Source organism: Streptomyces sp. 17_S59, from assembly GCF_056930295.1.
Genome location: NZ_JBXOWD010000001.1, coordinates 2,947,324 through 2,973,143, shown reverse-complemented (window position 1 = coordinate 2,973,143; position 25,820 = coordinate 2,947,324). Strand labels below are relative to the sequence as shown.

Sequence of the window (25,820 nt, the reverse complement as noted above, 5' to 3'; positions counted from 1 at the left end):
CCGCAGGGCATACCGTGGGTCACACGCGACGACGGAGGTGCCCCCGCATGCGCATCGCCACCACGGTCTTCCTCACCGACGAGACCATCAGCCCCGTCCGGCTGGCCCGGGAGCTGGAGCAGCGCGGCTTCGCCGGGCTCTATCTGCCCCAGCACACGCACATTCCGGTCAGCCGCGCCACCCCGGCCCCGGCCGGCGATCCGCTGCCCCCCGAGTACGGACGGGCGTTCGATCCGTTCGTCGCGCTGGCGCAGGCCGCGGCGGTGACCCACCGGATCGAGATCGGCACGGGCGTGACGCTGGTGGCCCAGCACGATCCGGTCGTCCTCGCCAAGCAGGTCGCCACGCTGGACTTCCTCAGCGACGGCCGGTTCACCTTCGGCATCGGCTTCGGCTGGAACGTGGAGGAGGGCGCCGACCACGGCGTGGAGTGGCGGACGCGCCGCGCGCTGGTGCGCGACCGGATGGCCCTGATGCGTGCCCTGTGGGCCCCGGAACCGACGGCGTACGAGGGGGAATTCGCCTCCGTCCAGGCCAGCTGGGCCCACCCCAAGCCGCTCCGGCCGCCGCGCGAGCGCAAGGACGCGGAGCCGCTGCGGGGGCCGCGCACCCTGATCGGCGGCGCGGCCGGGCCGAAGCTCTTCGCGCACGTCGCGGAGTACGCGGACGGCTGGATGCCGGTGGGCGGCAGCGGCCTGCGGGAGACGCTGCCCGAGCTGCGCCGGGCGTGGACGGAAGCGGGCCGTCCGGGCGAGCCGGAGGTCGTGCCGTACGCCGTGCACCCCTCGGCGGGCAAGCTCGCGCACTACGCCGACCTGGGCATCGAGGAGGTCGTGGTGGGGCTGCCGTCGGCGCCGGAGTCGGAGGTGCTGCGGGCGCTGGACGCGCATGCGGAGTTCCTGTAGAGCCGCAGGTGGGGGTGGCGGGGCAGGCGTTGCGGAGGCGGCCTCCGTATGACGTGACGAGAGGCACACGGACCTGTCCGTTCCGCTCCCTGGCGCTCCCGGCATCCGCTCGTATGCTCGGACAATGACTTCGAGCGCGCCCCGACCCGAGCCGTCAGCCCCGACTGCCAACGCCATGCGCCGCGCGCTCAAAAGAGCCCGTGACGGCGTTGCGCTCGACGTCGCCGAGGCGGCCGTCCTGCTCCGGGCGCGCGGTGACGACCTCGTGGACCTGTGCGCCTCCGCGGCCCGGGTGCGCGACGCCGGTCTGGAGGCCGCGGGGCGGCCCGGCGTCATCACCTACTCGAAGAGCGTCTTCATCCCGCTCACCCGCCTCTGCCGCGACAAGTGCCACTACTGCACCTTCGCCACCGTCCCCGGCAAGCTCCGCCGCGCGGGCCAGGGGATGTTCATGTCCCCGGACGAAGTGCTGGACATCGCCCGCCGCGGTGCCGCGCTGGGCTGCAAGGAAGCCCTGATCACCCTCGGCGACAAGCCCGAGGACCGCTGGCCCGAGGCCCGCGAGTGGCTGGACGCCCACGGCTACGACGACACCATCGCGTACGTCCGCGCCGTCTCGATCCGCATCCTGGAGGAGACGGGGCTGCTGCCCCACCTCAATCCGGGCGTCATGACCTGGACGGACTTCCAGCGCCTCAAGCCGGTGTCGCCCTCCATGGGGCTGATGCTCGAGACCACGTCCCAGCGGCTGTGGAGCGAGCCGGGCATGCCGCACCACGGCTCGCCCGACAAGGAGCCCGCCGTCCGCCTGCGCCACCTGGAGGACGCGGGCCGCAGCTCCGTTCCCCTCACCAGCGGACTCCTGATCGGGATCGGGGAGACGCCCGAGGAGCGCGCCGAGTCGCTGTTCGCGCTGCGCCGCGTCTCCCGCGCCTACCACGGCATCCAGGAACTGATCATCCAGAACTTCCGCGCCAAGTCGGACACGGCCATGCGCCGGATGCCGGACGCGACCCTCGACGACCTGGTCGCCACCGTCGCCGTCGCCCGGCACATCATGGGCCCCTCCGGCTGCCTCCAGGCGCCGCCGAACCTGGTGGACGACGAGTACGCGCGGCTCATCGGTGCCGGCATCGACGACTGGGGCGGCGTCTCCCCGATCACTCCCGACCACGTCAACCCCGAACGCCCCTGGCCGCAGATCGAGGAACTCGCCGAGCGCTCCGCCGCCGCGGGCTTCCGGCTGAAGGAACGCCTCGCCGTCTACCCGGAGTTCGTGCTGCGCGGCGAGCCCTGGCTGGACCCGCGCATCATGCCGCACGTCGGCGCGCTGGCCGACCCGGAGACGGGCCTGGCGCGCGAGGACGCCGTGGTGACGGGACGCCCCTGGCAGGAGCCCGAGGAGGTGTTCGTCCCCACCGGCCGCACGGAGCTGCACCGCACCATCGACACCGAGGGCCGCACCGCCGACCGGCGCGACGACTTCGACGAGGTGTACGGCGACTGGGCCGCCCTGCGCGAGGCCGCGGCGCCCGGCATGGCCCCCGAGCGCATCGACGGCGACGTGCGCGAGGCCCTGAAGCAGGCCGCCGACGACCCGACGCGGCTGACGGACGGCCAGGCGCTCGCCCTGCTGCACGCCGACGGCCCGGCGCTCGACGCGCTGTGCGGGATCGCCGACGAGCTGCGGCGGGCGACGGTGGGCGACGACGTCACCTACATCGTCACCCGGAACATCAACTTCACCAACGTCTGCTACACCGGCTGCCGCTTCTGCGCCTTCGCCCAGCGGCGCACCGACGCCGACGCCTTCACGCTCTCGCTCGAGCAGGTCGCCGACCGCGCCCAGCAGGCGTGGGAGGTCGGCGCGGTCGAGGTGTGCATGCAGGGCGGCATCCACCCCGATCTGCCGGGGACGGCCTACTTCGACATCGCCCGGGCGGTCAAGGAGCGCGTCCCGGGCATGCACGTGCACGCCTTCTCGCCGATGGAGGTCGTCAACGGCGCGACGCGCACGGGGATGTCGACCCGCGAGTGGCTGACCGCCGCCAAGGAGGCCGGGCTCGACTCCATCCCGGGCACGGCCGCGGAGATCCTGGACGACGAGGTCCGCTGGGTGCTCACCAAGGGCAAGCTGCCCACGGCCACCTGGATCGAGGTCGTGAAGACGGCGCACGAGCTGGGCGTCCGCTCCTCCTCCACGATGATGTACGGGCATGTGGACCAGCCCCGCCACTGGCTGGGGCATCTGCGGCTGCTCGCGGAGATCCAGCAGGCCGCATTGTCCAAAAACGTGGGCGGTTTCACCGAGTTCGTCACCCTCCCCTTCATCCACACCAACGCCCCCGTGTACCTGGCGGGCATCGCCCGCCCCGGGCCCACGATGCGGGACAACCGCGCGGTCACGGCGATGGCCCGGCTGCTGCTCCACCCGTATATCACCAATATCCAGACGAGCTGGGTCAAGCTGGGCACCGAGGGCGCGGCCGAGATGCTCCGCTCGGGCGCCAACGACCTGGGCGGCACGCTGATGGAGGAGACCATCTCCCGCATGGCGGGCTCCTCGTACGGCTCGTACCGCTCCATCCAGGACCTCGTCGCGATAGCGGAGGCGGCGGGGCGGCCGGCGCGGGCGCGCACGACCCTGTACGGGGAGGTCCCGGCGGACCGTCAGCAGGCGGCGCTCGCCTCGGACGGGCACCTGCCGGAGCTGCTGCCGGTCCTGGACAACGGCTGAGGGGAACGCTGAGAGAACGGTTCGCGCGAGCGGAATCCGTACAAGTGTTGCCGATCTGTCGCCTGGCCCCGATCGGGCGGCGACAGACCGCGCATAGGGTGTTCCGCATGTCTTGGCCCCAGAACCCTCAGCAGCCCCAGCAGCCCCATCCGGGGCAGCCGCCCCAGAGCCCCATGCCGCAGGGCGGCTTCGGGCAGGCTCCCGCGTGGGGCCCGAACGGCGCCGGGCATGCCCAGCCCACCGCGATCGACCAGCCGGCGGTGCAGCTGCCGGCCGCCCCGCCGCAGGCGCCGAACGCCGGTGCCCACGCCCAGCCGACGGTCTTCGCCCAGCCCGCCGTGCAGCCGCCTGCCGGCGCTGCGGTGCCGCCGCCCCCGCCCCCGCCGCCGGGCGGTTCCCCGCTGCCGCCGCCCCCGCCGCCGGGTGCCTGGACGGCGCCCGCCCCGGCTGCGGCGCCCGTTCCGGCGCCCGGCGGCGGGGGCGGCAAGAACAAGACGCTGCTCGCCGTCGTCGGTGGCGTCGTGGCACTGGCCGTCCTCGGCGGCGGTGCGTTCTTCCTGCTCAAGGGCGGGGACGACAAGAAGACCGACAAGGCCGGCGGCACCGGCAAGGCGTCGGCCGCACCGGCCCAGCCGGGGCAGCAGTCCGCCGCTCCCGAGGCCGCCAACGGCGGCTCGGCCCCCTCGGGCGACCAGGCCGCGCCCGCCGGCTGGCAGACGCAGAAGAGCGACGAGCACAACTTCTCGTACGCCGTCCCGGCCCAGAGCGAGCAGTGGAAGCTCTTCCCGCCGGACACGATGGTCGGGTACAGCGAGAACGGCAAGCTGCAGGTCACCATGCGCGCCACGGCCAACTTCCACGAGGGCGGCTGTGCCTCGAACCCCAACCCCAACTCGATGGGCGAGGCGGGCAAGGGCCAGCTCGCCACGGTCGGCACGACCGGCGGCGGCAGGGACGGCAGCCTCCAGGAGAACGCCCGCAACTGGGCGGGCAACTGGGGCGTCTTCGCCTACGGCGGCCTGAGCAACAAGCCGAAGATCGAGGTCAGCGACGCCACGCCGTGGAACCACAACGGCATCGAGGGCTACACCGCCACCGCCAAGGTCACCATCGCCAACCGCGCCAGCGACTGCGTGCCGCCCACGGCGATCGTGAAGAGCATCGCCCAGAAGCTGCCGGACGGCACCTTCCACGGCTGGCTGATCTACGCCGACCAGGGCGTGCCCAACGCCCTCACGCCGGACCAGATCGACAAGATCATGAACACGGTCCGCCCCGCGAAGAAGCCGGGTGCCTGACCTCGCCTGATCGGAGGTGCAACGGAGCCCTCTCGGCCGGGGACGGGGGACCGGCGAGAGGGCTCTGCGCGGGGAAGACGGCGCTCGGTCAGAGCGCGTGAACGGCGCTGTCGACGGTCGCCACGAACGAGGACCACGCCTCCGGGGTGAAGGCGAGGGCCGGTCCCTGCGGGTCCTTGGAGTCACGGACCGCGATGGACTGGGGAAGCGGGGATGCGACCTCCACGCAGTCGCCGTTGGCCAGCGAGTGCGAGGACTTCCGCCAGGTGGTCTTTCCCTGCTGAATTGCCATGATTACTCCGATGGGTATCGTCTGATCACAACGCCGGTTTCCCGAGGTGCGATCGACGTTACGCGCCAACATCACCTGATGAACGGGGCGTTCACTCGACCGGATGGGATGTTCCTTGCACCTCTTCCCGCGGGGCGGGGAGAGGTGTACCGTTCCGCCTCCTCCGGCCGACGGGCCGTCCGCCTCAGTCCTCGCCCCTCGCCCAGTCCTCGGCGACCCGGAGGATGAACCGCCGCGAGTCCTCCGCGTTCAACGCCTGCATTCGCAAATGCTCGTACATCACGCTGTACGCCTGGACGTCATTCGGCTTCTCCAGGTAGAGGTCGCTGGTGATCCCCTCCAGATAGACCGTGCTGGCGTCCTGCGGGTCGTGGAATTCCAGAATGGAGAATTTGCCGTACATGCCGGGATGTGCTCCCACGGCATACGGCAGCACCTGCACGGTAATGTGCGGCTGGAGGCTGAACTCCACCAGATGTTCCATCTGTTCGCGCATGATGGCATTGCTGCCGACGATGCGCCGCAGCGCCGACTCGTCGATGACCGCCCACAGCCGCAGGGGATTCTCCGCGTCGGTGATGCGTTCCTGGCGCCGCATGCGCACTTGGACGCGCCTTTCGACGTCCGACGCCGTGGCTTCCGGCCACGATCCCTCGGTCACGGCGCTCGCGTAGTTCGGCGTCTGCAGCAGCCCCGGAACGAGCGAGGCCTCGTACACGCGCAAGGACGCGGCATCGGTCTCCAGGCCGATGTAAACGCTGTACGGGATATCGCCGAACGCGTGCCACCAGCCCTGCTGGCGCGACTCCTTGGCCATCTGCATCAGGGAATCGACGATGCGGTGGTCCTCGACCCCGTACACGCTGCACAGATCGCGGACATCGCGCTGACTGATGCTGCGGCGGCCGTTCTCCAGGCGGCTGATCTTCGATTGCGAGACCAGTAGCCGCTCGGCCACCTCTTCGGCTGTCATGCCCTTGAGTTCGCGGAGCTTGCGAAGCTCCTGCCCCAATCGGCGTCGCCTTACGGTGGGGTTGACACTGGACGCCACGGGACGCACCTCCGGCTCCGTCATGCTGCTGTTCTCCTGGCTCCGCAGCCTGCCACCACCGGCCGGGGCGGCGCTGGAAAATGCTTACACCAAGTCCGTTTACGGGTCATGGGACTTGTCCGCAAGTACCTGCTAGTTACCAGCAGGTGGCAAGGCGCCGCGCGCACGGGCGGCGGGCCGCGCGCCGTCCGGGACGGTGCGGCCCGCCGCCCCGCGCGCTGCTGCGGCTCCCGGACCGGGCCCTGGGGGCTGCGGTGCGTTCGTCGGAGCGGAGGGTGGTGCGGGTTGTGGTGCCGGTGGTGCTTACGGGCGTGTGAGTCGGTGCGTCCGCACGCCTCGTTGCTCTCGGTAGCCGAACCGTTTCACGAGGCGCCCGCGCGCGCCATGACGCCATGGCGGTGGGTCGTCGGCCGTCCCGAGGGCGACACGGCCACCACGGCCGTCTCGGCCGAGGGCCTGACTGCGGCCGTACGGCGCCCCGCTGCACCGCCGCTGCCTCCCGAGCCGGCTCCGGCGGGGGCCCGCCGGGGCTGTGCGGCGGCGCCGTTCTGCACGTCCAGCACGGCGTGCGCGACGAGACCGCCCATCGGGTCGTGCCTGATCAGGTCCCGGAGCCTCGAGCGCGAGGACCGGCCTTCGTTGCCCGGGTAGAGGTGCTTGCCGAGCCCGACCGCGTGGGCCAGGGCGGCGAGCGCCGCGGTCCGCGGGTCCGGCGGCACGCCGGTGCGGATCGCGCTGTCCAGCCGGGCCCTGATCTCCCGGCTGATGGCCGTGTCCGTCGCCTGGTAGCGGGTGGTCGGCAGTACCCCGCACATCTGACCGGCCACGGCATGCACCATGCCGCACCGCTCCAGGTGCGTGAGATACGTCTGACGCAGCCCCAGGCGGGGCCCGCCGATCCAGTGGACGGCCCGCACCGGGCTGCCGCGGCGTCGCAGCAGTTCGAGCGCGGTGTCCAGGGTCGGATCTCCTGTCGGCCGCGGATGGACCACGGCGATACGATCCCCGTCTGGGGCTATCCGTCCGGCCAGAGCCAGCTCTACCAGCTGGGCTCCGGCGAGACCGAGGTCGAGCGACTGCGGCTGCGCCGTGGTACCCGTGGCCGGGTCCAGGGCGAGCAGCAGAAGCTCCTCCGGAATTGTTCTGCGGCTCCTGCCCATCCATGCCTCCCCGCGTGGATGAGTGACAGGGTGACCCCTCTCACATTGGTCTGTCGAGAGTGCGTGGTGGCTTCGGGTGGGAACCGGTAGGTATGTCGTCTCGTCTTGCACGTGGGTGAAGCCGGACGAGGCTCTTTGACGGTGCCGTCACACGATGGCGGGACATCGGCAGAGGACACTGGTAACCGGTTAGTCGGTTGACGCATTCGGTCAGCGGAAATTCGAGGAGGCATCGGTGGCGGGCGAGTCCCCCGACAAGTCGGAGCAGCGTAAGTCGTCGGGGGAGACGGCTGGCAGCGAACGTGACCCCAGGCTCAGTGTCGCCCGGGCGGCGGAGCCGGCGCCGTCGGCTTCGAAGAGCGCGGCGGTTTCGGCCCCTGAGGGCCCGGAGGGGGACGCGGACACGGATGCCCCCGAGGGGCGTACGGCGGACCGCTCCACGGCCGTTTTCCGGCCCGTACGGCCCAAGGAGGCTGCCGACGGGGACGGCGCACGGACGGATGAGAAGCCGGACGCAAAGCCGGACGCAAAGCCGGCCGCGAAGACGGACGTGAAGACGGACGTGAAGACCGGCACGAAGACCGACCCGCGGTCCGGTTCCGGAACTGACGCGGAGACAGCCGCCGAGGCGGGCGCCGAGAAGGGCGACGCTGCCGATGCGAATGCAAAGCGGACGCCTGCGGCCGGGGCCGGGAAGGACATCTCGTCCATCGTGTCCGGCGGCGACGCCCGGCTGAAGGCGGCCGTGGCCGCGTGGGTGGCCGGTGACGGCGAGGACGACGGGGCGAAGGACGAGCCCAAGGCGGAGACCGCCGCCGACGGTGGCTCGAAGAAGCCTGCCGATGCTCCTGTCGACCGGGCGACGGCTGTGTTCAAGGCCGTGACTCCGAGCGCCGACGAGAAGCCCAGTGCCGCCCCGAAGGGCGAGGGCGCGGCCAACCCTGCCGACGGCGGCGCGAAGAAGCCCGCTGCTCCCGTCGACCGGGCGACCGCGGTGTTCAAGACCGTGCGCCCGAACCAGGACAAGGCGGCGGACGAGAAGGCGGACGCCAAAGCCGCCGACAAGCCCGCCGCCCACCAGGCGACCGCCGCCTTCGGGACCGTGCGCCCCAAGGCGGGCGCCCCCGGAGCCGATGCCAAGGCCGATGCCCGCAAGCCCGCCGGGAGCGCGTCCGCCGACCAGCCGACCGAGCTGCTCAAGGCGCCGCCCCCGCCGCCCGCCAAGCCGGAGCGCCCGAGCCAGTTCGTCCCGCTGAAGAAGGACGGGGCCCCGGCTGCCACGCCGGGCACCGCCACGCCGGGCACCGCGAAGCCCGAGGCCGCCAAGCCGGGTGCGGGCAAGCCCGCCATCCCGGTCTCGGTCACGCCCCCGAAGACCCCCGCGGCCCCCGCGGGCGCGGAGGAGACCAAGCAGACCCCGTTCCCGGGCAAGCCGGGCGCCGCCGGGGCGGCCGCGCCGCCCGCCGCGCCGCTGGACCTGCTGGCGCAGCTGACGAACACGCCTCCGCCGGCGCCGACCCCGATGCGCACGGCCCTGCGCCGCGTGAAGATCTGGACGCCGCTGGTGGCGCTCCTCGTGATCGTCTTCGTGGTGGTCCAGGCGTTCCGCCCGCTGCCCGACCCGAAGCTCGCGCTCGCCGGCAAGTCGTCCTTCACCTTCGACGGCGCCGCCCCGTCCCTGCCCTGGCCCACGGAGGGCCAGGCGATCGTGGACGTCGACGGGCTCGGCCGGGTCGGCTCGTACGGCGAGATGAAGCCGCTCCCCATCGGCAGTGTGGCCAAGGTGATGACCACGTATCTCATCCTGCGCGACCACCCTCTGAAGAAGGGTGACAACGGGCAGATGATCGACGTCGACCAGAAGGCGGAGGACGACTTCGTCAACGGCGACAAGGAGAACGAGTCGGTCGTCGAGGTGCACAAGGGGCAGAAGATCTCCGAGAAAGAGGCCCTGGAAGCCGTCATGCTGCCGTCCGCGAACAACGTCGCGCGGCTGCTCGCCCGCTGGGACGCCGGCTCCGAGGAGGCGTTCATCAAGAAGATGAACGACACCGCCAAGGAGTTCGGCATGACGAACACCACCTACACCGACGCCAGCGGTCTCATGGAGACCACCGTCAGCACGGCCGAGGACCAGGTGAAGCTGGGCAAGAAGGCGATGCAGGATCCGGTTTTCCGGGAGATCTCCAAGGCGACCCAGTACAGCTCCACGACGGCCTCCGGGTCGAGCAGCCGCGAGGCGTACCAGAAGACGCAGCGGAACTTCAACAAGCTCGTCCCGGCGTTCGGCGTCGTCGGCATCAAGACCGGTTCCACGACCAAGGCCGGAGGCAATCTGCTCTTCGCCGCCGAGAAGAAGGTCGGCGACTCCACGCAGCTGATCATCGGCGCGGTCTTCGGGCAGCACAAGAGCCCGATCATCGACACCGCCACCGACTACAGCAAGCAGCTCATCCTGGCGACGGGCAAGTCGCTGACCACCGGCACCGTCGTGAAGAAGGGCGACGTCGTCGGCCACGTCGACGACGGCCTCGGCGGCGCGACCCCGGTCGTCGCGGCCAAGGACCTGACCGTGGCCGGCTGGCCCGGCCTCAAGGTCGACCTGAAGCTCGTCGCCAAGGACAAGACCGTCCCGCACACGGCGAAGGCCGGCGCCGAGATCGGCTACTTGTCCGTGGGTGGGGGCACCGGTGAGATCAAGGTTCCGGTGACGCTCCAGAAGGCCCTGGCCGAGCCGTCTTTCGGGGCGAAGCTGACGCGCCTGGGCTGAGGCCCGGGCCGATGACCGGAGGCGGGGGCTCCTGTTCTGTACACGTACGGCACAGGAGCCTTCGCGCGCGGGCCCCCGCGCAAGTGGCGTGTTAGCGTCGCGGGGTTTGTGCGCATCGCTCCGAGCATGCGTGAAGATGGGGGAGGAGACGACCTCAGGGGGAAGACGGGGAGAGCCGCAGTGACCACCGTGGACCCGGCGCGGGCCGGACAGCCGCAGCCGGACGAGCCGAGCCGAGAGGGCGGCGGCAGCAGGCCGGCAGGGGCCGGCAGGGGCGGGAGGCCCGGCTGGCGGCGTCCCTCCTGGGCGCTCAAGCCGGACCACCGGCGCCGCGGCCGGTACGCGGCGCTGACCGGGACCGTCGCCGTCACCCTCTTCGTGGCGGCGGTGCTGCACATGCTCTGGTTCTGGCTGTTCGCCAACAGCGGCGGCGACCTCGCCGCCCAGGACGCCTGGGCGGAGTTCGCGCTCCAGCACCCGTCCTCGGCGTACAACCTCGCCTGGTACGGAGGCATGCACCCGGTCTCGTACAGCGTCATCTCGCCGTACCTCATGGCCCTGCTGGGTGTGCGCAGCACGATGATGATCGCCGGGACCATCTCGGCCGGACTGATCGCGCTGCTGCTCGTGCGCAGCCGGGCGGTGACGCGCCCGCTGTGGCCCGCCCTCTACGGCACGTTCGCACTGACCTGCAACGCGATATCGGGACGGGTGACGTTCGGGCTCGGCACGATGTTCGGGCTCGCGGCGGTGGCGGCGGTCTTCGCCTGGCCCGCGCGGTGGCGCGCGGAGCGCAAGTACCGCTGGGGACGGGCCGTGCTGGCCGCGGTCATGGCGGGGCTCGCCACGGCCTCCAGCCCGGTCGCGGGCCTGTTCGTGGGCGTCGTCGCGGCCGCCCTGTGGCTGAGCAGGCGGCGTCCGGCGGCCTATGCGCTGGGTCTGACGCCGGTGCTGGTGGTGGCGCTGTCGGCGTGGCTGTTCCCGTTCTCGGGGCAGCAGCCGATGGAGTTCGTGTCGGCGATCCTGCCGCTGATCATGGGGCTCGCCGGCGTGCTGTTCACGCCCAGGTCGTGGCGGACGGTCCGGATCGTGTCGGGGGTGTACGTCCTCGGCGTGCTGCTGGTCTGGCTCATTCCGTCCCAGATCGGTACGAACATCTCCCGGCTCGGCATGGTCTTCGGCGGTGTGGTGCTGGTCGCCGCGATGACGGAGCTGGGGCGGCCGGAGAAGTGGTCCCAGCTGTGGCCGGAGCTGTGGCAGTCGGTCAGGGCGCCCGTCGCGGCCGCCCGGGCGGGCAGCCCGGTCCGGGCCTGGGGCCTCACCGCCCTCGCCGTGGTGACCGTCACCGCCTGGCAGACCGCCAACTCCGTCAGCGACATCGTGCACACCACTCCCGCCGCCTCCTGGGCGCGCGAGCTGGCGCCCCTGGTGGACCGGCTCCAGAAGGTGGACGCCGCGCACGGCCGCGTCGAGGTCGTACCGGCCCGCAGCCACCGCGAGGCCTCCGCGCTGGCCCCCTACGTGAACCTGGCACGCGGCTGGAACCGGCAGGCGGACCGGGAGCGGAACCCCCTCTTCTATGAGGACGGCCTGCTGTCCCCCGCCAGCTACCGCACCTGGCTCAGCCGCTGGGCGGTGCACTACGTGGTGCTGCCGATGGGCGAGCCCGACAAGGCGGCCGTCGCCGAGGCCAAGCTGGTCGGCGAGGGGCAGCCGTATCTGCGCGAGGTGTGGTCCGACAGCAACTGGCGGCTGTACGAGGTGAAGGACCCGACCCCGCTGGCCGAGCTCCCGGGGACGGTGGAGCGCGTGGACGCCGACCGGCTGACGATCACCGTGCAGTCCGCGGGCGTGGTGCGCGTCCGCATCCCGTACTCGCCGTGGCTGGCGCTGGTCGACGACCGGGGCAGGCCCATCCAGCCGCCGAAGGGCGGCCCGCACGGCGAGCCGCCGGTCAACGTCAACGGCTGTCTGACGAAGCAGGTGCAGCCCGCGACGAAGGACGGTGAGCCGGAGGACGACTGGACGCTGCTGCGCGCGCCGCGCCCCGGGACGTACCGCATCGCCTCGCCGTACAAGCTGCCGCGGGGTACGGGCTGTCCGGACGACCTGGCGGAGTGAGCCGGGCTCCGGAGGGAGAACCGTCGAACGGGTGACCGGGAGTAGTCCTCCGGTCACCCGTTCGCCATATCCGGGGCGGCGGGCCGGACGATCTCGCCCCACCCGGCATGACCTGCCCATTCGGCCCCGACCGGGGGCGTTCCCGGCCCCCGGGACGAGGGGCCGCCGGGGTGCGGGTCACCCGCGGGGCGGTTTCGCTCGGCAGTGAGGAGCGCGGAATCCCGACTCCTGCCGTGGCACATCGGAGTGCCCGCGTCCGCGCTCACGGAGGAAGCATGCGTACTGCACGAGTGCTCACCGGGACGGCGGTGACCATAACCGCGCTCGGCCTGTGGAGCGCCCCCGCGCTCGCCGACGGGGGCTTCGGGAAGCTGGACATCAGCCCGGCCCGGGTCCAGCCGGGCGAGACGGTCACGGTGAACACCTCTGCGTGCGGCCCGCAGGGCCATGCCACGGGCGACGCCAGCGCGGTGGGCGGGCCCGCCTCGTTCGAACTCAAGCCCGGCGCGGGCAAGGAGGTCGTGGCCGGCGAGTTCAAGATCCCCGACTCGGCCAAGCCCGGTACGTACGGCATCGGCGCCAAGTGCGACGACGGCAAGGAGGCCGCCGGCGACGTGATGGTCGGCAAGGGCTCGGGCGCCTCGTCCACGATGCCCGCCTCCGCCATGCCGAGCATGATGCCGAGCATGTCGATGACGCCCGGCATGTCGATGATGCCGAGCATGTCGGCCAAGCCTCCCAAGGGCGGCATGAAGACCGGTTTCGGCGGTACGAGCGAGAACTCCGGCACGGCCGAGATCGTGGCCGGGGCGACCGTGCTGGCCGCCGCGATCGGTGCGGGCGCCTGGTTCCTGCGCCGCCGCGGCGACGACCGCGCCTGACCGCGGGACGTCCCGGTGCGGGCCGGTCCGCCCCTCGGCCCCCGGGCGCGCACCTGGCGCCCGGGGCCCGGGGACGGCCGTCTGGCGAGGGCCTCCCTGCGGGGCGCGGGGACGTGCCGGTGCCACGGGCCGTACGGCCCGGGCCCGCGCCGCCCGGGTGCCGGCCGTGGCACTGCCCGGGCCGAGGCCCGCCGCCGGGCCGTGCTCGCCGCGGTGCTCGCGGCCGCGCTGCTGGCGGGCAGCTGGCTGATCGAGCGCGGCGCGAAGGATCAGGAGCCGCCCCCGCAGCCCTCCCCGGCCGAGGCGCTCCTGGGCGGGCCCCGCGACGAGCGGGCCGTGCCGCCGCTGCCCCCCGCCGTGCCCACGCGCATCCGGATACCGGCCATCGGGGTCGACGCGCCGCTGGCGCCCCTCGGCCTGCTGTCCGACGAGACCCTCGCCAGCCCGCCGGAGGCGGACGGCAACCTGGCGGGCTGGTACGCGGACGGCACCCCGCCCGGCTCCGCGGGCACCGCGGTCGTCGCCGGGCACGTCGACACCGAGAGCGGCCCGGCGGTCTTCTACCGGCTCGGCGCCCTGAAGAAGGGGCACGAGGTGGAGCTGGCGCGCGCGGACGGCCGCACCGCCGTCTTCGCCGTCGACGCCGTCGAGGTGTACGACCGGGCGGACTTCCCGTCGGCGAAGGTGTACGGGGCCTCGCAGCGGGCCGAGCTGCGGGTGATCACCTGTGGCGGCGGCTTCTCGCAGGAGGCCGACGCCTACCTCGGGAACGTGGTCGTCTACGCCCACCTCGCGGGCGTGCGGCAGCCGCCGCAGGTGTTTCAGCAGGCGCGGACGGGCCGGGCGGACCGGGCGGACCGGGCCCGGGAGCGGCCCGCGCCCGCCGACTGGGCCTCCGCTTCCCGCGCCCATGCCGCGAGCCCGGCGACGAAGCCCGCGCGGTCGCGCGGCGACAGGCTGTCGAGCGCCCGCAGCAGCGGCCCGCAGCGCAGGGCGATGAACACCTCCACGGCCGGCCGGTAGGCGTCCGCGATGACCACGAGCGTCCGGCGGCGGTTCGCCGGGTCCTCGCGCCGCTCGACCAGCCCGGCCCGGCTCAGTGCGCCGACCAGTTCGCTCACCGTCGACAGCGACAGCCGCATGCGGCGCGCCAGCTCGCTCACGGCCAGCGGCTCCTCGGCCAGCAGCTGCGGCAGCACCGCGCCGTGCCGGGCCGTGAGCCCGTTGGCGTCGAAGACCGCGCGCAGCCGGTCTGGCATGTCGGCGACGGCCTGGCGGAAGTACGGCGAGATGAGCGGGACGAGGCCCGTGACCTCGGTCTCCTCGGGGGTGGGGAGCCGGTGTTCCCCGGGCTCTGCGGCATGCGGCATACTCCGAGTCTAGATGCTTCGTATATCCAAACCATTCTGGAATCCGAACTCTGGACAAGGGGACACCCATGCCTGCCACCGGTTATCGGGACGCCGTCAACGACGCGCTGGAGCGCCTGGACGACCTGGGATACGAGCGCGGCGCCGGCGCCGACCTCGCCAACCACGGCCCGATGGGCGCCGAAGCCCTCGCCGCCCTCGGCCACGGCGACCAGGTCGCCGCCTGGGTCGAGGGCTACCGCACCGCCATGCCCCACCACGAGGTGCCCGCACCGCGCTTCGCCCTCGACCCCGCCGATGCGTCCTCCTGGCGCCCCGCGCTCGGCGACTTCTCCCGGGCGGGCGACTGGGAGGCGCTCTTCCGGCGCGAACTCGCCGAAGCCCCCTGGCGTGACGTGCTCGCCTGCTGGTGGCCCCGGCTGCTGCCCGGCATGCTCGCGGGCCTGACCCACGGAACGATCCGCACCGCCCACGCCGTGCGCTCCCTCGCCGCCACCCCCGGGCCCACCCCGGCCCAGCTGACCGAACTCGCCAGGGGAATGGCCTACTGGGCCGCCCGCTTCGCCCACCTCCCCGGCGAGGTCCGCATGCGCGGCACGCACGACCTCGCGGCCGCCGTGGCCGCGCTGCCCCGCACGCCCCACTCCGGCGAGCGGCGCGGCCGGGCCGCGGCCGGGTACCGGCTGGCGCACCTGGGCGAACTCCCGGGCTACACCGAGGCGCTCGACGCGCTCGCCCCGGCCCCCGAGGGCCGTACCCAGTGGCTGCTCAGCGAGATGACGACCGAGTTCGCGGGCGTCTACACCGGCCACCCGGAGATCTTCGCCGTTCCCCTCATCCACGCCGTGACCGCCCCGGCCGCGGTCCGGCTGGTGCTGCCGCACCTGCCCGCCGAGCTGCACGAGCCGAGCCTGGCCGCGCTCTGGCACGTGCACACCGCGCTGCTGCTGGCCTTCACCGAGCACCGGGGCGGCGAGGCCGGCGCGGCCCGGGAGGCGGCCGAGGCGGAGGGCGAGCTGCCGCCCTTCGACGAACTCGTCGCCCGGGCCGTGGAGCACGGCGACGAGCACGTCCTCAAATTCACCGAGGCCTGCCGGCGCGAGCACACGCTGCGCCCCGACCCCCGCTACGCGGCGGCCGCCCTGACCGCACAGCAGCGCATCAAGCCGAGGCGGCCCCGGGGGTCTGCGCGGCGGTCTCTGCAGCCGACGCAGTGAACTCGGCGGCCGCCGCGATCCCCGACAGCACGTCGAGGATGGGCTGCCCGTACTTGGCCAGCTTGCTCTCGCCGACGCCGCCGACCGACGACAGCTGATCGAGGTCGCCCGGCAGCGCCGTGGCGATCTCCCTCAGCGTGGCGTCGTGGAAGATCACATAGGCCGGTACGCCCTGTTCGCGCGCGGTCGCCGCCCGCCAGGCGCGCAGCTCCTCGAAGACCGGGACCGCCGCCTCGGGCAGATCGGCGGCGGGCGCGGAGCGCTTGCCGGACTTCGCGGCACCTTCGCCCCGCGCGCCCTTCGCGGACCGGGCGGGCTTCTCCGGCTCGCGGCGCAGCATCACCTGGCGCCGCGAGCCGAGCACGTCACCGCTGGTCTCGGTCAGCACGAGCGTGCCGAAGTCGCCCTCCACCGCCAGCAGGCCCTGCGCCAGCAACTGCCGTACCACACCGCGCCATTCGGCCATCGACAGCTCCGTGCCGATGCCGAAGACGGACAGGGCGTCGTGGTCGAACTGGATGACCTTCGCGGTCTTCTTGCCCAGCAGGATGTCGATGATCTGCCCCGCGCCGAACTTCTGCCGCCGCTCCCGGGCCAGCCGGAACACCGCGGACAGGAACTTCTGCGCGGCGATCGTGCCGTCCCACGTGGTGGGCGGCGTCAGACAGGTGTCGCAGTTGCCGCACGCCGCGCTCTGCTGGCCGAAGTAGGCGAGCAGCTGCACCCGGCGGCACTCGACCGTCTCGCACAGCGCCAGCATCGACTCCAGGTGGGCGGCGAGCCGGCGGCGGTGGGCGTCGTCGCCCTCCGAGCCGTCGATCATCTTGCGCTGCTGGACCACGTCCTGGAGCCCGTACGCCAGCCAGGCCGTCGACGGCAGGCCGTCGCGCCCGGCGCGGCCGGTCTCCTGGTAGTAGCCCTCGACGGACTTCGGCAGGTCGAGGTGGGCGACGAAGCGCACGTCCGGCTTGTCGATGCCCATGCCGAAGGCGATGGTGGCCACCATGACGATGCCGTCCTCGCGCAGGAACCGCGACTGGTTGGCGGCGCGCGTCGCCGCGTCGAGCCCCGCGTGGTACGGCAGGGCCTCGACGCCGTGCTGCGCCAGGAACGCCGCGGTGTCCTCGACGCCCTTGCGGGACAGGCAGTAGACGACGCCTGCCTCGCCCGCGTGCTCGGTGCGCAGCAGCTCCAGCAGCTGCTTCCGCGGGTCGTTCTTGGGCGCGATGCGGTACTGGATGTTGGGGCGGTCGAAGCTGGCGACGAAGTGCCGGGCCCCGCCCAGGTTCAGCCGTGCCGCGATCTCCCTGCGCGTCGCGTCCGTGGCCGTCGCGGTCAGCGCGATGCGCGGCACGTCCGGCCAGCGCTCGTGCAGGGCGGACAGGGCCAGGTAGTCGGGCCGGAAGTCGTGGCCCCACTGGGCCACGCAGTGCGCCTCGTCGATGGCGAAGAGCGAGATCTTGCCCCGGTCGAGCAGCCGCAGCGTGGCCTCCACGCGCAGCCGCTCGGGCGCCAGGTAGAGCAGGTCCAGCTCGCCCGCGAGGAACTCGGCCTCCACCATGCGGCGTTCGTCGAGGTCCTGCGTGGAGTTCAGGAAGCCGGCCCGCACGCCGAGCGCGCGCAGCGCGTCGACCTGGTCCTGCATGAGCGCGATCAGCGGCGAGACCACCACGCCGACCCCGGGTCTGACGAGCGCGGGGATCTGGTAGCACAGCGACTTGCCGCCACCGGTCGGCATCAGGACGAGCGCGTCGCCGCCGCCGGCGACATGCTCGATGATCTCTTCCTGATCGCCGCGGAACGCGTCGTAACCGAAGACGCGCCGCAGGCAGCGCAGGGCGTCGCTCGGCTCCTGGAGGGTCTCTGCGGTATCGGCCATTCACAAAGTCTATGAGCCGCGAGCGGCGGCCATGGGCGCCTGTGGACAACCGGCCGCCGGACGAGGCGAGATGATCAAGCCACCTCGATCCCGTACTCCTGCACCAGCGCCTCCAGGCCCCCGGCGTACCCCCGTCCGCCGATCACGAAGTCCCAGTCGCCGCTCGCCCGCCGCCGGAAGGAGCCCAGCACCAGCGCGGTCTCGCCGGGCCGCCCGTCCGAGACCTCCAGCTGCCCCAGCTCCGCGCCGGAGGCGTCGGCGAGGCGGAGCCGGGCGTCGGTGAACTGCGCGAGGTCCGCCTCCGGATCGACCTCCGGGTCTATGGCCGCGACCAGCACCAGCCGGTCGGCGGCGGCCGGCAGCTCCTCGAAGGCGACGCGCAGCGCGGCCTTGTCGGTGAGGGTGGGCTCCAGCGACCGGACGGAGCCGTCGGGGGTGCGGGGGTTGTTGTAGAAGACGAAGTGATCGTCGCTGAGGACCCGGTCGCCGTCGCAGACCAGGGCGCACACGTCGAGGGCGACCCGGCCGGACCAGGACATGCCCAGCACGTTGTGGGTCTCGGGCCGGTCCTCACCGGAGGACGCCGACTGGCCACCACCCCGGGCCGTACGCGGCGCCCCGCCGCCGAGCCGGCCGCGCAGCCCGTGCTGGGCCAGCAGGTCCACCAGCTCCTCGCCGGAGACGAGCGTCAGCGGCTTGCCGTTGGCGAAGGCGTACGACCCCGGGCCGAACCCGGAGGTCGTCACCAGCACCCCCTTGTTGGCCCCCGCGCCCTGCACCGTGCCGTACAGGTCGCGCACGGCGGTCGGCGGCACCGTCTTCCGGTACCGCTTGACCTGCACGATGATCCGGCCGCCGCTGATCGGGTCGGGGTCCAGGGCCTCGACGTCCACGCCGCCGTCGTTGGAGCGGGTGGTCATCACCGCCCGCATGCCGCGCGCCCGGAACAGCTCGGCGACCAGCTCCTCGAACTCGATGGGGTCCATCTCGAACAGGTCCGGGTCGTCACCGCCGCCGTGGGAGACCACCCCGCGCCCGACGTCGCCCGGCACCCGTCCCGGGCGGACGGCGGCGAGCTGGTCGGGCCGGGCGGACAGCTGCCCGCCGAGGCCGTCGGCGAGGCAGTCGACCGCGCTGACCTGCTCCAGGCGCAGGCCCGAGAAGACGGACCGGCCCACCGTCACCGAGGCCAGGACGATCTGCGCGCGGTGCCCGGTGGCCGGGTCGTGGTCGTCGACGAAGCCGTTGAGTGCGACGGACTCCAGGATCCCGAACTCGTCGGCCGCGAACAGCTCGCGCACCGCCAGCAGCACGCACTGCGCCAGCACGTCCCGGTAGGCGCTCCGGCGCTGGGTGACGGGCCGGGCCGTCTCCTTCTCCTCGTCCGCCGTCGGCATGTACCGCACCGACTTGATCTCGGGGACGACGTCGAAGCCGGGCAGCTCCCAGTCGAGGACGAGCTGCCGGGCGCCGGGGTCGTAGGCGGCGGCTATCTGGTGCGGGAACTCGTCCGGCCAGGCGGTGGAGGCGTAGAGCGCGGCGGAGAAGTACTCCACCACGGCGTCCGGGTCCCCCTCGCGCAGCGCGGCGACCATCTCGCCGATGCCGGCGTTGTGCCGCCGGACGTCCGCGAGCGCGGCCTCGGCCCACTGGTCGTACTGCTGCCGGTAGGCCGCCAGCTGCTGCTGCCGCTGCGCCTCGGCGGACCGGGCGGCGTGCAGGTCGTGCTCGTACTGCGCGCGGTTGCCGAAGCCGCGGTAGGAGTTAGGGTCCGGCACGGGCACCGGCTGCCCCAGGTGGCCGGGGTTGAACGGCTCCAGCCGCTCGGGCCGCTCCAGCGCGCTCGTCCGGAAGCCCGGCGCCCCGCACCCGGCGACCAGCAGGCCCTCCAGCGCCGCCATCCGCGCGTCCAGCTCCTCCGTGCGCCGGCGCGCCTCGGCCTCGCGCGCCTGCCGGTACGCCTGGCGCCGTTCGCGGTCCTGGCGCGCCAGGTCCCGCTCGTGCGCGCGCTGCTGCCGTTCCTGCTCGCGCTGCTGCTGCGCCAACGCCCGCTGCCGGGCCTCCTGCTGGCGCTGCTGCTGGCGCTGCGCCTCGGCCCATATGCCCATCAGTCCACTGGAGCGGCGGCTCATCCGGATTCATGCCCTCCCCCCGAGACACAGCCGGCGTCCCGGAACCTCGCGCGCTTGCCGGTGCGGTGACCAGCGGGTACGGAGGAATTTTAGGCCGTGCCCGGGCCGCCGGAGGCAGGGAGCTGACGGGGCGTCCGACGGGGCGTGGGGCCGGTGCGCACCGTGTGCGCGTACCGCCCCGGCGCGACGCCGACGATCCGCTTGAAGTTCCTCGTCAGGTGCGACTGGTCGCAGAAGCCCGTGCTGACCGCGACCGTGCGCGGAGGCTGCCCCTCCAGCAGCAGGCGCCGCGCCCGGTCCACCCGGCGGGCGGTCAGGTACTGGTGGGGTGCGATGCCGAACTCGCGGCTGAAGGCGCGCACGAGATGCGTGGGGTGCGCGTGCAGCAGGGCGGACGCCTCCTGGAGCGTCAGGCCCTGGAGCACGCGCTCGTTGAGGAGGTCGCGCAGGCGGTGCGCCAGCCGGCTCTGGTCGGGGCGGGGGAGCGGCGGGGGGACCCGGCGGCCCAGGTGGGACAGCAGCCGGTCGCAGATCATGGCGAGGCGGCTCTCCGCCTCCAGGTTCTCGCCGTGCTCGGCGAGCACCACGTGCAGTTGGTGGATCCGGCGGCGTAACAGGGGGTCGTCCAGCTCGGGACTGTCCACCGCGCGCCCTATGTGCTCCTCGCCCAGGAGGTCCGCGTCCAGGTACAGGACCCGCTTGCGGAAGCCCTGCGGCGTGACCGGGCAGCCGTTGTGGGGGACATGCGGGGGGAGGAGCGTCACCAGGTCGCTCAGCGCGCCGTGCTCGTGGCGGTCCAGGTCGTAGCGGACCATGCCGTCGTCGACGATCAGGAGCGTCCATGTGTCGTGCGCGTGCATGGGGTAGACGTGATCGGTGAAGTGGGCGTGGAAGACCTCCGCGACCCCTGCGACCGCCGGGCGCCACGCCGTGATGTCAGGGCCGGCAACCATGCAAAGATCGTACAAGACCTGCGCTGTTGTGCCGGGACACAATCCGGTCCATGGAAACCGAGAACGCGCCCGTCCGCTTCGACACCAAGATTGCCGTACTGCTCCGCGACGACCTGCACACCTGGCAGCGCCTCAACGTCACGGCCTTCCTGGTCAGCGGCCTCGGCACGCTCGTACCCGAGGTGATCGGCGAGCCCTACGGCGACGCCGACGGCACCGAGTACCTGCCGATGTTCCGGCAGCCGGTGCTCGTCTTCGAGGGCTCCAAGGAGCTTCTGACGACCGCTCACGGCCGTGCCCTGGGCCGTGCGCTCCCGGTCTCCGTGTTCACGTCCGACCTGTTCACGACCAACAACGACCGCGACAACCGCGCTGCCGTCCGCGCCGTCGGCAAGGACCAGCTCGACCTCGTGGGGATGGCCGTCTACGGGCCCCGCAACGGCGTCGACAAGGTGCTCAAGGGCGCCACGATGCACCCCTGACCCGACGACCCGGGAGAGGAAGCGAGTCAGCGTGTCCGAGACGACCGAGCAGCGACGCGATCCCGTCGACGCCTACTTCTACCTGCTGGCCACCATGGCCTTCTTCGGCAGCGCCTTCACCAGCTCCAAGGTGGTCGTCGGCCATGTACCCCACCAGGTCGCGGCGGCCCTGCGCTTCGGCGGCGGGGCGGTCGTCCTGCTGCTGATCCTCGCCGTCGCGGGGCGGGGCGGCCGGGCCGGGGCGTTCTCCTGGCGGGAGGCCCTGCGGGCCGGACTCGTCGGCCTGCTGGGCGTGTTCGCGTACAACCTCTTCTTCTTCTGGGGGCTGTCGCTCGCCCCTTCCATCGACGGCAGCATCATCGTCCCGGTGCTCAGCCCCGTCCTCACCACCGGTGCGCTCCTGGTCATGGGCAAGGAGACGGCGTCGGGCCCGCGCATCGCCGGGCTGGTGCTCGGCGTGGCGGGCGCGGTCGTCTTCTTCCTCGGCATCGGGGACGCGGGCGGCGGGGTCAGCGGCAAGCGCCTGACCGGCGACTTCGTCTACCTCCTCGGCGCCGCCGCCTGGGCCGCCTACAGCATCACCTCCAAGAAGGTCCTGGCCGGCGTGCAGCCGCTGCGCGCCACCACCTACGGCACGGTCGCGGGCTCGCTGGGGCTGGTGGCCCTGGCCGTGCCGTCCGCGTCCGACGTCGACTGGGGCGGCCTCTCGGGCGGCGTCTGGGCCAATGTGGTGTACCTGGCGATCGGGCCCACTGCCATCGCCTACCTCTGCTTCTACCGGGGGCTGCGCAGCGTGAGCCCCTCGACGGCCACGGTCGTGATGTTCGCGGTGCCGGTCTTCGGGGTCACCAGCTCGGTGATCTTCCTCGACGAGTCGTTCACCGCGATCCAGGTCGTGGGCGGGCTGGTCATGGTCGCCGGGGCCCTGCTCGCCGTGACGCAGGGACGCTTCCTGCGCCGGTTCGTACCCGGGAAGGGCGAGCAGCCCACGGCCCCGGTCGCGCCGGAGCCGGCCGCGGCTGCCGCCGCCTCTCCCCGGGAGCCGAGGACGAACTGACCGGCACGCACGCGGATTCCTCACCCCGCACCCGTTGCACCCCCGCACCCGCGGACTCGGGCGGGCGAGCTTCCCCCCGGGCTCGCCGTGCGCCCTCCCCGCCCGGACGACCTCGGCGCGCTCAACGGCCGCTCTCGACGCCGAGGTCGTCCGGGCTCGTCTGCGGCGCGACCCGGGCGTGCCGGACGAGCACTTTGACGAAGCTGGTGACGGTCGGGCCGGGGGAGGCCGTGGTGTAGACGAACAGCGGGCGCTGAACCGGTGGTTCCGGGCGCAGGATCCGGCCATGGAAGTGCGGGGGGACGACGTAGGTCGGCACGAGGGTGGGACCCAGGCCGGACGCGGCCAGCAGGGGCGCGGCGACGGTCTGCTCGGTGCGGACGGCCGTCCGTGGCGTGAAACCGGCGGCTCCGCACGCCTCGTTGAGCACCCTGCTCAGGGCGTTCGCCGGGGCGAAGTGCACCCACGCCCGGTCGGCGAGGGCCGCCAGGGGCACGCCCGGTCCGGGGTGCGCGGCCGCCACGGGATCGTCGGGCGGCAGGACCAGGACGAACTCGGCCACGCCGAGCAGCTGCCGGTCGCCCGGCCACCGGTCGCTCAGGGGACCCACGGCGACGTCCGCCCGGCCCTCGGCGAGGGCGGTCATCAGCTCCTCGGCATGGCGGAATTCGGCCAGGCGCACCTCCACCGCCGGGTTGCCCCCGTGCCAGGCGCTGAGCACGGGCGGGAGGACTCCGAAGCTGATCGAGTCCAGGGTGGCCAGCCGCAGTTCGCCGCCGAGCCCGTCCGCCGCGGAGGCGGCGGCGAGGCGGATCCGGTCGGCCTCGGCGAGCGTCGCGAGGGCGTGGGGGTGTATCGCCCGCCCCAGTGCGGTCAGCCGCAGGGGGCGGGCGTCCCGTTCGACGAGCGGTCCGCCGCAGAACCGCTCCAGTGCCTGGAGCTGGCGCGACAGGGCCGGTTGGGAGATGTGCAGGCGCCGTGCGGCGCGCGTGAAGGAGCCTTCCTCCACGATCGTGATCATGTATTGCAGCTGCCGCAGGGTCACCATGATCAAAAGGTATACGTCCATACCAAATAAGCCTTGGACTGGAAGTCTGGCTTCCGGCAGGGTCGTGCTGTCAGCGGCGAAGACCGTCCCCACCTGGACGGCAGACTCGGCGCAGAGGCCCACCAGTTGCCTTGCGAGCTGACGTTGCGCACCGCACCGCCGTACCGCCGTACTGCCCGCACCGCCGCACCGTCCTCGCTCCACCCGGCCCGCCCGTCCGGCGGCGCCGTTTCCTCCGCGCTTCTCGTGCCCCGGCTTCCGGCCCCTTTTCCGGGCTCTCCCGGATTCCGCGGGCCGGCAATGACGCCGGGACGCTTCGCCCTTCTCATCGGCTCGAATCCGTTCTGTCCGGTGGCCTTCCCCGGCCACGTCCCCCGGACATGTCTCCCGCAGAGATTTCGAAGGTTGGCGCGCGTATGCCTGTTGCAGAATTCCGGGTTCTCGGTCCCCTCGAGTTATCGATCGCCGGGCAGCGGCTCCCGCTGCGCGGTGTGAAACAGCAGATCGTCCTCGGTGCCCTCCTGCTGGCCAACGGGCGGCGGGTGTCCCTGTCCCGGCTGGCCGACATCGTCTGGGAGCAGCGGCCGCCCGTCACCGCGCGCAAACAGATCCGCAATGCCGTCTCGGAACTCAGGACCCTCCTGAACCCCACCGGCGCCGCCATCGCCCCCGAAGCCGACGGCTACCGGCTGGACATCGCCGGTGCCGCACTCGACCTGCGCACCTTCCAGGAGCACGGCGCACAGGCGCGCCGCCACCTCGACCAGGGCAGACCCGTCCAGGCCGCCGAGGAGTTACGCGCGGCCCTCGCCCTCTGGCGCGGGCCGGTCCTGTCCGGACTGGACCGGCCGGGGCTCCGGGCACAGGCGGCCGGCCTGGACGAACAGCGGCTGACCGTCCTGGAGGAGTGCGTCGAGCTGGAACTGGCGGGCGGCAGGCACACCGCACTGATCGGCGAGCTGACGGCGGCGGTGGCCGAAAACCCGCTGCGCGAACGGCTGGTGGGCCAGCTGGTCCGCGCTCTCTACCGCTCCGGCGCCCGCGCCCGCGCCTTCGCCGTCTACGAACGGACCCGCCGCGACCTGGCGGAGACCCTCGGCCTCGACCCCGGTCCCGAACTGCAGGAACTCCACCAGCAGATGCTGGCCGACGACACGCCCGCCCTCGCGGCGGCGGCAACGCCGCCGCCGGTCACGGCCGAAGCCCCCTCCCCGCACTCGGCGCCGCGTCTGCCGCCGTCCCCCCTCCGCGGCAACCTCCCCGCGGACCTGCCCCACTTCACCGGCCGCGCCGACGTCCTCCGGCAGCTGCTGGCCGCCGGGACCGACGGCACCACCTCCGTCGCCCTCGTCGAGGGGATGCCCGGCGTGGGCAAGACCGCCTTCGCCGTGCACGCCGCCCACCGGCTCGCACCCCACTACCCCGACGGGTGCCTCTTCCTCGACCTGCACGGCCACACCACCGGTGCGGTGCCCCTGACCCCGGCCGCCGCGCTGGCACGGGCGCTGCGGACCGCGGGCGTACGGGCGGACGGGCACGCCGGTGCCGACGGTCCCGCGGCGGCGTGGCGCGCCTGGCTCGCGGGGCGCCGCGTGCTGCTCGTCCTCGACAACGTGGCGAGCACCGACCAGATCCGGCCGCTGCTGACCGACGGTCCCGGCGCCCTGACGGTCGTCACCAGCCGCCGCAGCCTCACCGGACTGCCCGCGGCCCGCCCGCACTTCCTGGAGCCCCTCCCGGACGACGAGGCGCGGCGGCTGTTCCGCCGCCTGGCCGGCGACCGGCTCCGGAGTGCCGACGGGGCCGATCCGGGCGGGGCCGAGGACCTGGACGGAGTGCTGCGGCACTGCGGCCACCACCCCCTCGCCGTCTCCGCCGCCGTGGCCCGGCTGCGCCACCGCCCCACCTGGTCCGTCGGCTACCTCGCCGGACGCCTCGCCGACCCCGGCCGCCGGCTCGCCGAGCTGCGGGCCGAGGACGGCGGCGTGTCCTCCCGCATCGACCTCTCCTACACCCGGCTCCACCCCGACCAGCAGCGGCTGCTGCGGCTGCTCGGCCTCGTGGTCACCCAGGTGGTGAACGCCCCCAGCGCCGCGGCCCTGGCCGGGCTGCCGGTGCCGCGCACCGAGGAACTGCTGGAGGAGCTGGTGGACGAGCACCTCCTCCAGCAGCCGGAGGCGGGCCACTACCGCGTGCACGGCCTCGTCCAGGCCTACTGCGCCCAGCTGTGCCGCGAGATCGACACGCCCGAGGACCGGGAGACGGCCCTGAAGGGCCTGCACGACTTCTACATGGACCGGCAGCTGATCCTCTCCTACGCCGGCGACCTCTGCGACCCCTGCCACTTCTGAGCCGTTCCGGCAGACGTTCCGAGCCGGTTCCGGCGGGCGGGCGTCGCTGCTTTCCCTTCCTCATCAGTGAGTTCTTCATCAGTGAGCTCTTCCCACCCTCCATGGATTCTCGAGGA

The 25,820-nt window shown here is 73.0% G+C and carries 18 protein-coding genes and 1 pseudogene; 11 read left to right on the top strand and 8 right to left on the bottom strand.

What is annotated here, in order from left to right:
- Window positions 1–47 precede the first annotated feature (47 nt).
- The 3 genes from AC1Z4A_RS13125 (at window position 48) to AC1Z4A_RS13115 (ending at window position 4,940) form a co-directional block, all read left to right on the top strand.
- The gene (locus tag AC1Z4A_RS13125) at window positions 48–905 is read left to right on the top strand and encodes a TIGR03619 family F420-dependent LLM class oxidoreductase (RefSeq protein ID WP_483678510.1); all 858 of its coding nucleotides are present in this window, start codon (window positions 48–50) and stop codon (window positions 903–905) included.
- Between the two features lie 124 nt (window positions 906–1,029).
- Entirely contained in the window at window positions 1,030–3,642 is a 2,613-nt protein-coding gene (locus AC1Z4A_RS13120; protein WP_483678508.1) for a bifunctional FO biosynthesis protein CofGH, read from the top strand.
- Between the two features lie 107 nt (window positions 3,643–3,749).
- Entirely contained in the window at window positions 3,750–4,940 is a 1,191-nt protein-coding gene (locus AC1Z4A_RS13115; protein WP_483678506.1) for a DUF8017 domain-containing protein, read from the top strand.
- A gap of 88 nt (window positions 4,941–5,028) precedes the next feature.
- Here AC1Z4A_RS13115 and AC1Z4A_RS13110 read toward each other — a convergent pair whose 3' ends face one another.
- The 3 genes from AC1Z4A_RS13110 to AC1Z4A_RS13100 all read right to left on the bottom strand — a co-directional run bounded on the left by AC1Z4A_RS13110 (window position 5,029) and on the right by AC1Z4A_RS13100 (window position 7,443).
- Window positions 5,029–5,232: a DUF397 domain-containing protein gene (locus AC1Z4A_RS13110; protein ID WP_483678505.1), complete on the bottom strand. Its 204-nt coding sequence runs from the start codon at window positions 5,230–5,232 to the stop codon at window positions 5,029–5,031.
- A 184-nt stretch (window positions 5,233–5,416) separates the two neighbouring features.
- Entirely contained in the window at window positions 5,417–6,283 is an 867-nt protein-coding gene (locus AC1Z4A_RS13105) for a helix-turn-helix domain-containing protein (RefSeq protein WP_483683583.1), read from the bottom strand.
- Between the two features lie 362 nt (window positions 6,284–6,645).
- Window positions 6,646–7,443 carry a GOLPH3/VPS74 family protein gene (locus AC1Z4A_RS13100; RefSeq protein ID WP_483678503.1) on the bottom strand — a complete coding sequence of 266 codons (798 nt, stop codon included), beginning with the start codon at window positions 7,441–7,443 and terminating at the stop codon, window positions 6,646–6,648.
- Window positions 7,444–7,678: 235 nt separating this feature from the next.
- Between AC1Z4A_RS13100 and AC1Z4A_RS13095 the strand changes: the two genes are divergently transcribed.
- The 4 genes and pseudogenes from AC1Z4A_RS13095 to AC1Z4A_RS13080 form a co-directional block, all read left to right on the top strand.
- Window positions 7,679–10,213 (top strand): D-alanyl-D-alanine carboxypeptidase, encoded by a 2,535-nt coding sequence (locus AC1Z4A_RS13095; RefSeq protein ID WP_483678501.1) that lies wholly within the window; start codon window positions 7,679–7,681, stop codon window positions 10,211–10,213.
- Between the two features lie 180 nt (window positions 10,214–10,393).
- Window positions 10,394–12,334, top strand: coding sequence for an MFS transporter (locus AC1Z4A_RS13090; protein ID WP_483678499.1), 1,941 nt, complete (start codon window positions 10,394–10,396; stop codon window positions 12,332–12,334).
- A 275-nt stretch (window positions 12,335–12,609) separates the two neighbouring features.
- Window positions 12,610–13,215 carry a hypothetical protein gene (locus tag AC1Z4A_RS13085; protein ID WP_483678497.1) on the top strand — a complete coding sequence of 202 codons (606 nt, stop codon included), beginning with the start codon at window positions 12,610–12,612 and terminating at the stop codon, window positions 13,213–13,215.
- Window positions 13,216–13,416: 201 nt separating this feature from the next.
- Window positions 13,417–14,019 (top strand): annotated as a pseudogene (locus AC1Z4A_RS13080) (class F sortase); the annotation flags it as partial.
- Window positions 14,020–14,036: 17 nt separating this feature from the next.
- On the opposite strand, the gene AC1Z4A_RS13075 reads toward AC1Z4A_RS13080, so the two are convergent.
- Window positions 14,037–14,585, bottom strand: coding sequence for a MarR family winged helix-turn-helix transcriptional regulator (locus AC1Z4A_RS13075; RefSeq protein ID WP_483678495.1), 549 nt, complete (start codon window positions 14,583–14,585; stop codon window positions 14,037–14,039).
- 68 nt (window positions 14,586–14,653) lie between these two features.
- Between AC1Z4A_RS13075 and AC1Z4A_RS13070 the strand changes: the two genes are divergently transcribed.
- A complete protein-coding gene (locus tag AC1Z4A_RS13070; protein ID WP_483678493.1) occupies window positions 14,654–15,802 on the top strand; it encodes a questin oxidase family protein in 1,149 nt (382 codons plus the stop codon).
- Here AC1Z4A_RS13070 and recQ read toward each other — a convergent pair.
- The 3 genes from recQ to AC1Z4A_RS13055 all read right to left on the bottom strand — a co-directional run bounded on the left by recQ (window position 15,747) and on the right by AC1Z4A_RS13055 (window position 20,766).
- Entirely contained in the window at window positions 15,747–17,681 is a 1,935-nt protein-coding gene (recQ, locus tag AC1Z4A_RS13065) for a DNA helicase RecQ (protein WP_483678491.1), read from the bottom strand. The genes AC1Z4A_RS13070 and recQ overlap by 56 nt on opposite strands.
- Window positions 17,682–17,755: 74 nt before the next feature.
- Entirely contained in the window at window positions 17,756–19,813 is a 2,058-nt protein-coding gene (locus AC1Z4A_RS13060; protein WP_483678488.1) for a restriction endonuclease, read from the bottom strand.
- Between the two features lie 89 nt (window positions 19,814–19,902).
- A complete protein-coding gene (locus tag AC1Z4A_RS13055; RefSeq protein ID WP_483678485.1) occupies window positions 19,903–20,766 on the bottom strand; it encodes a helix-turn-helix transcriptional regulator in 864 nt (287 codons plus the stop codon).
- A 50-nt stretch (window positions 20,767–20,816) separates the two neighbouring features.
- On the opposite strand from AC1Z4A_RS13055, the gene AC1Z4A_RS13050 reads away from it, so the two are divergent.
- Entirely contained in the window at window positions 20,817–21,248 is a 432-nt protein-coding gene (locus tag AC1Z4A_RS13050; protein WP_483678482.1) for a DUF2000 family protein, read from the top strand.
- Between the two features lie 31 nt (window positions 21,249–21,279).
- Entirely contained in the window at window positions 21,280–22,305 is a 1,026-nt protein-coding gene (locus AC1Z4A_RS13045) for a DMT family transporter (RefSeq protein ID WP_483678479.1), read from the top strand.
- Window positions 22,306–22,426: 121 nt separating this feature from the next.
- On the opposite strand, the gene AC1Z4A_RS13040 is transcribed toward AC1Z4A_RS13045, so the two are convergent.
- Complete coding sequence (locus AC1Z4A_RS13040; RefSeq protein WP_483678477.1) at window positions 22,427–23,374, bottom strand: LysR family transcriptional regulator; 948 nt, start codon at window positions 23,372–23,374, stop codon at window positions 22,427–22,429.
- 395 nt (window positions 23,375–23,769) lie between these two features.
- Here AC1Z4A_RS13040 and AC1Z4A_RS13035 point away from each other — a divergent pair, with 395 nt between their 5' ends.
- On the top strand, window positions 23,770–25,704 hold the full coding sequence (locus AC1Z4A_RS13035) for an AfsR/SARP family transcriptional regulator (protein WP_483678475.1): 1,935 nt from the start codon (window positions 23,770–23,772) through the stop codon (window positions 25,702–25,704).
- Window positions 25,705–25,820: the final 116 nt, after the last annotated feature.

Bases quoted from the DNA above. Each gene is read 5' to 3' on its own strand.
- AC1Z4A_RS13070 (WP_483678493.1), top strand. From the start codon at position 14,654: ATGCCTGCCACCGGTTATCGGGACGCCGTCAACGACGCGCTGGAGCGC.
- AC1Z4A_RS13055 (WP_483678485.1), bottom strand. From the start codon at position 20,766: ATGGTTGCCGGCCCTGACATCACGGCGTGGCGCCCGGCGGTCGCAGGG.
- AC1Z4A_RS13050 (WP_483678482.1), top strand. From the start codon at position 20,817: ATGGAAACCGAGAACGCGCCCGTCCGCTTCGACACCAAGATTGCCGTA.
- AC1Z4A_RS13125 (WP_483678510.1), top strand. From the start codon at position 48: ATGCGCATCGCCACCACGGTCTTCCTCACCGACGAGACCATCAGCCCC.
- AC1Z4A_RS13120 (WP_483678508.1), top strand. From the start codon at position 1,030: ATGACTTCGAGCGCGCCCCGACCCGAGCCGTCAGCCCCGACTGCCAAC.
- AC1Z4A_RS13085 (WP_483678497.1), top strand. From the start codon at position 12,610: ATGCGTACTGCACGAGTGCTCACCGGGACGGCGGTGACCATAACCGCG.
- AC1Z4A_RS13110 (WP_483678505.1), bottom strand. From the start codon at position 5,232: ATGGCAATTCAGCAGGGAAAGACCACCTGGCGGAAGTCCTCGCACTCG.
- recQ (WP_483678491.1), bottom strand. From the start codon at position 17,681: ATGGCCGATACCGCAGAGACCCTCCAGGAGCCGAGCGACGCCCTGCGC.
- AC1Z4A_RS13060 (WP_483678488.1), bottom strand. From the start codon at position 19,813: ATGAGCCGCCGCTCCAGTGGACTGATGGGCATATGGGCCGAGGCGCAG.
- AC1Z4A_RS13100 (WP_483678503.1), bottom strand. From the start codon at position 7,443: ATGGGCAGGAGCCGCAGAACAATTCCGGAGGAGCTTCTGCTGCTCGCC.
- AC1Z4A_RS13035 (WP_483678475.1), top strand. From the start codon at position 23,770: ATGCCTGTTGCAGAATTCCGGGTTCTCGGTCCCCTCGAGTTATCGATC.
- AC1Z4A_RS13075 (WP_483678495.1), bottom strand. From the start codon at position 14,585: ATGCCGCATGCCGCAGAGCCCGGGGAACACCGGCTCCCCACCCCCGAG.
- AC1Z4A_RS13040 (WP_483678477.1), bottom strand. From the start codon at position 23,374: ATGGACGTATACCTTTTGATCATGGTGACCCTGCGGCAGCTGCAATAC.
- AC1Z4A_RS13115 (WP_483678506.1), top strand. From the start codon at position 3,750: ATGTCTTGGCCCCAGAACCCTCAGCAGCCCCAGCAGCCCCATCCGGGG.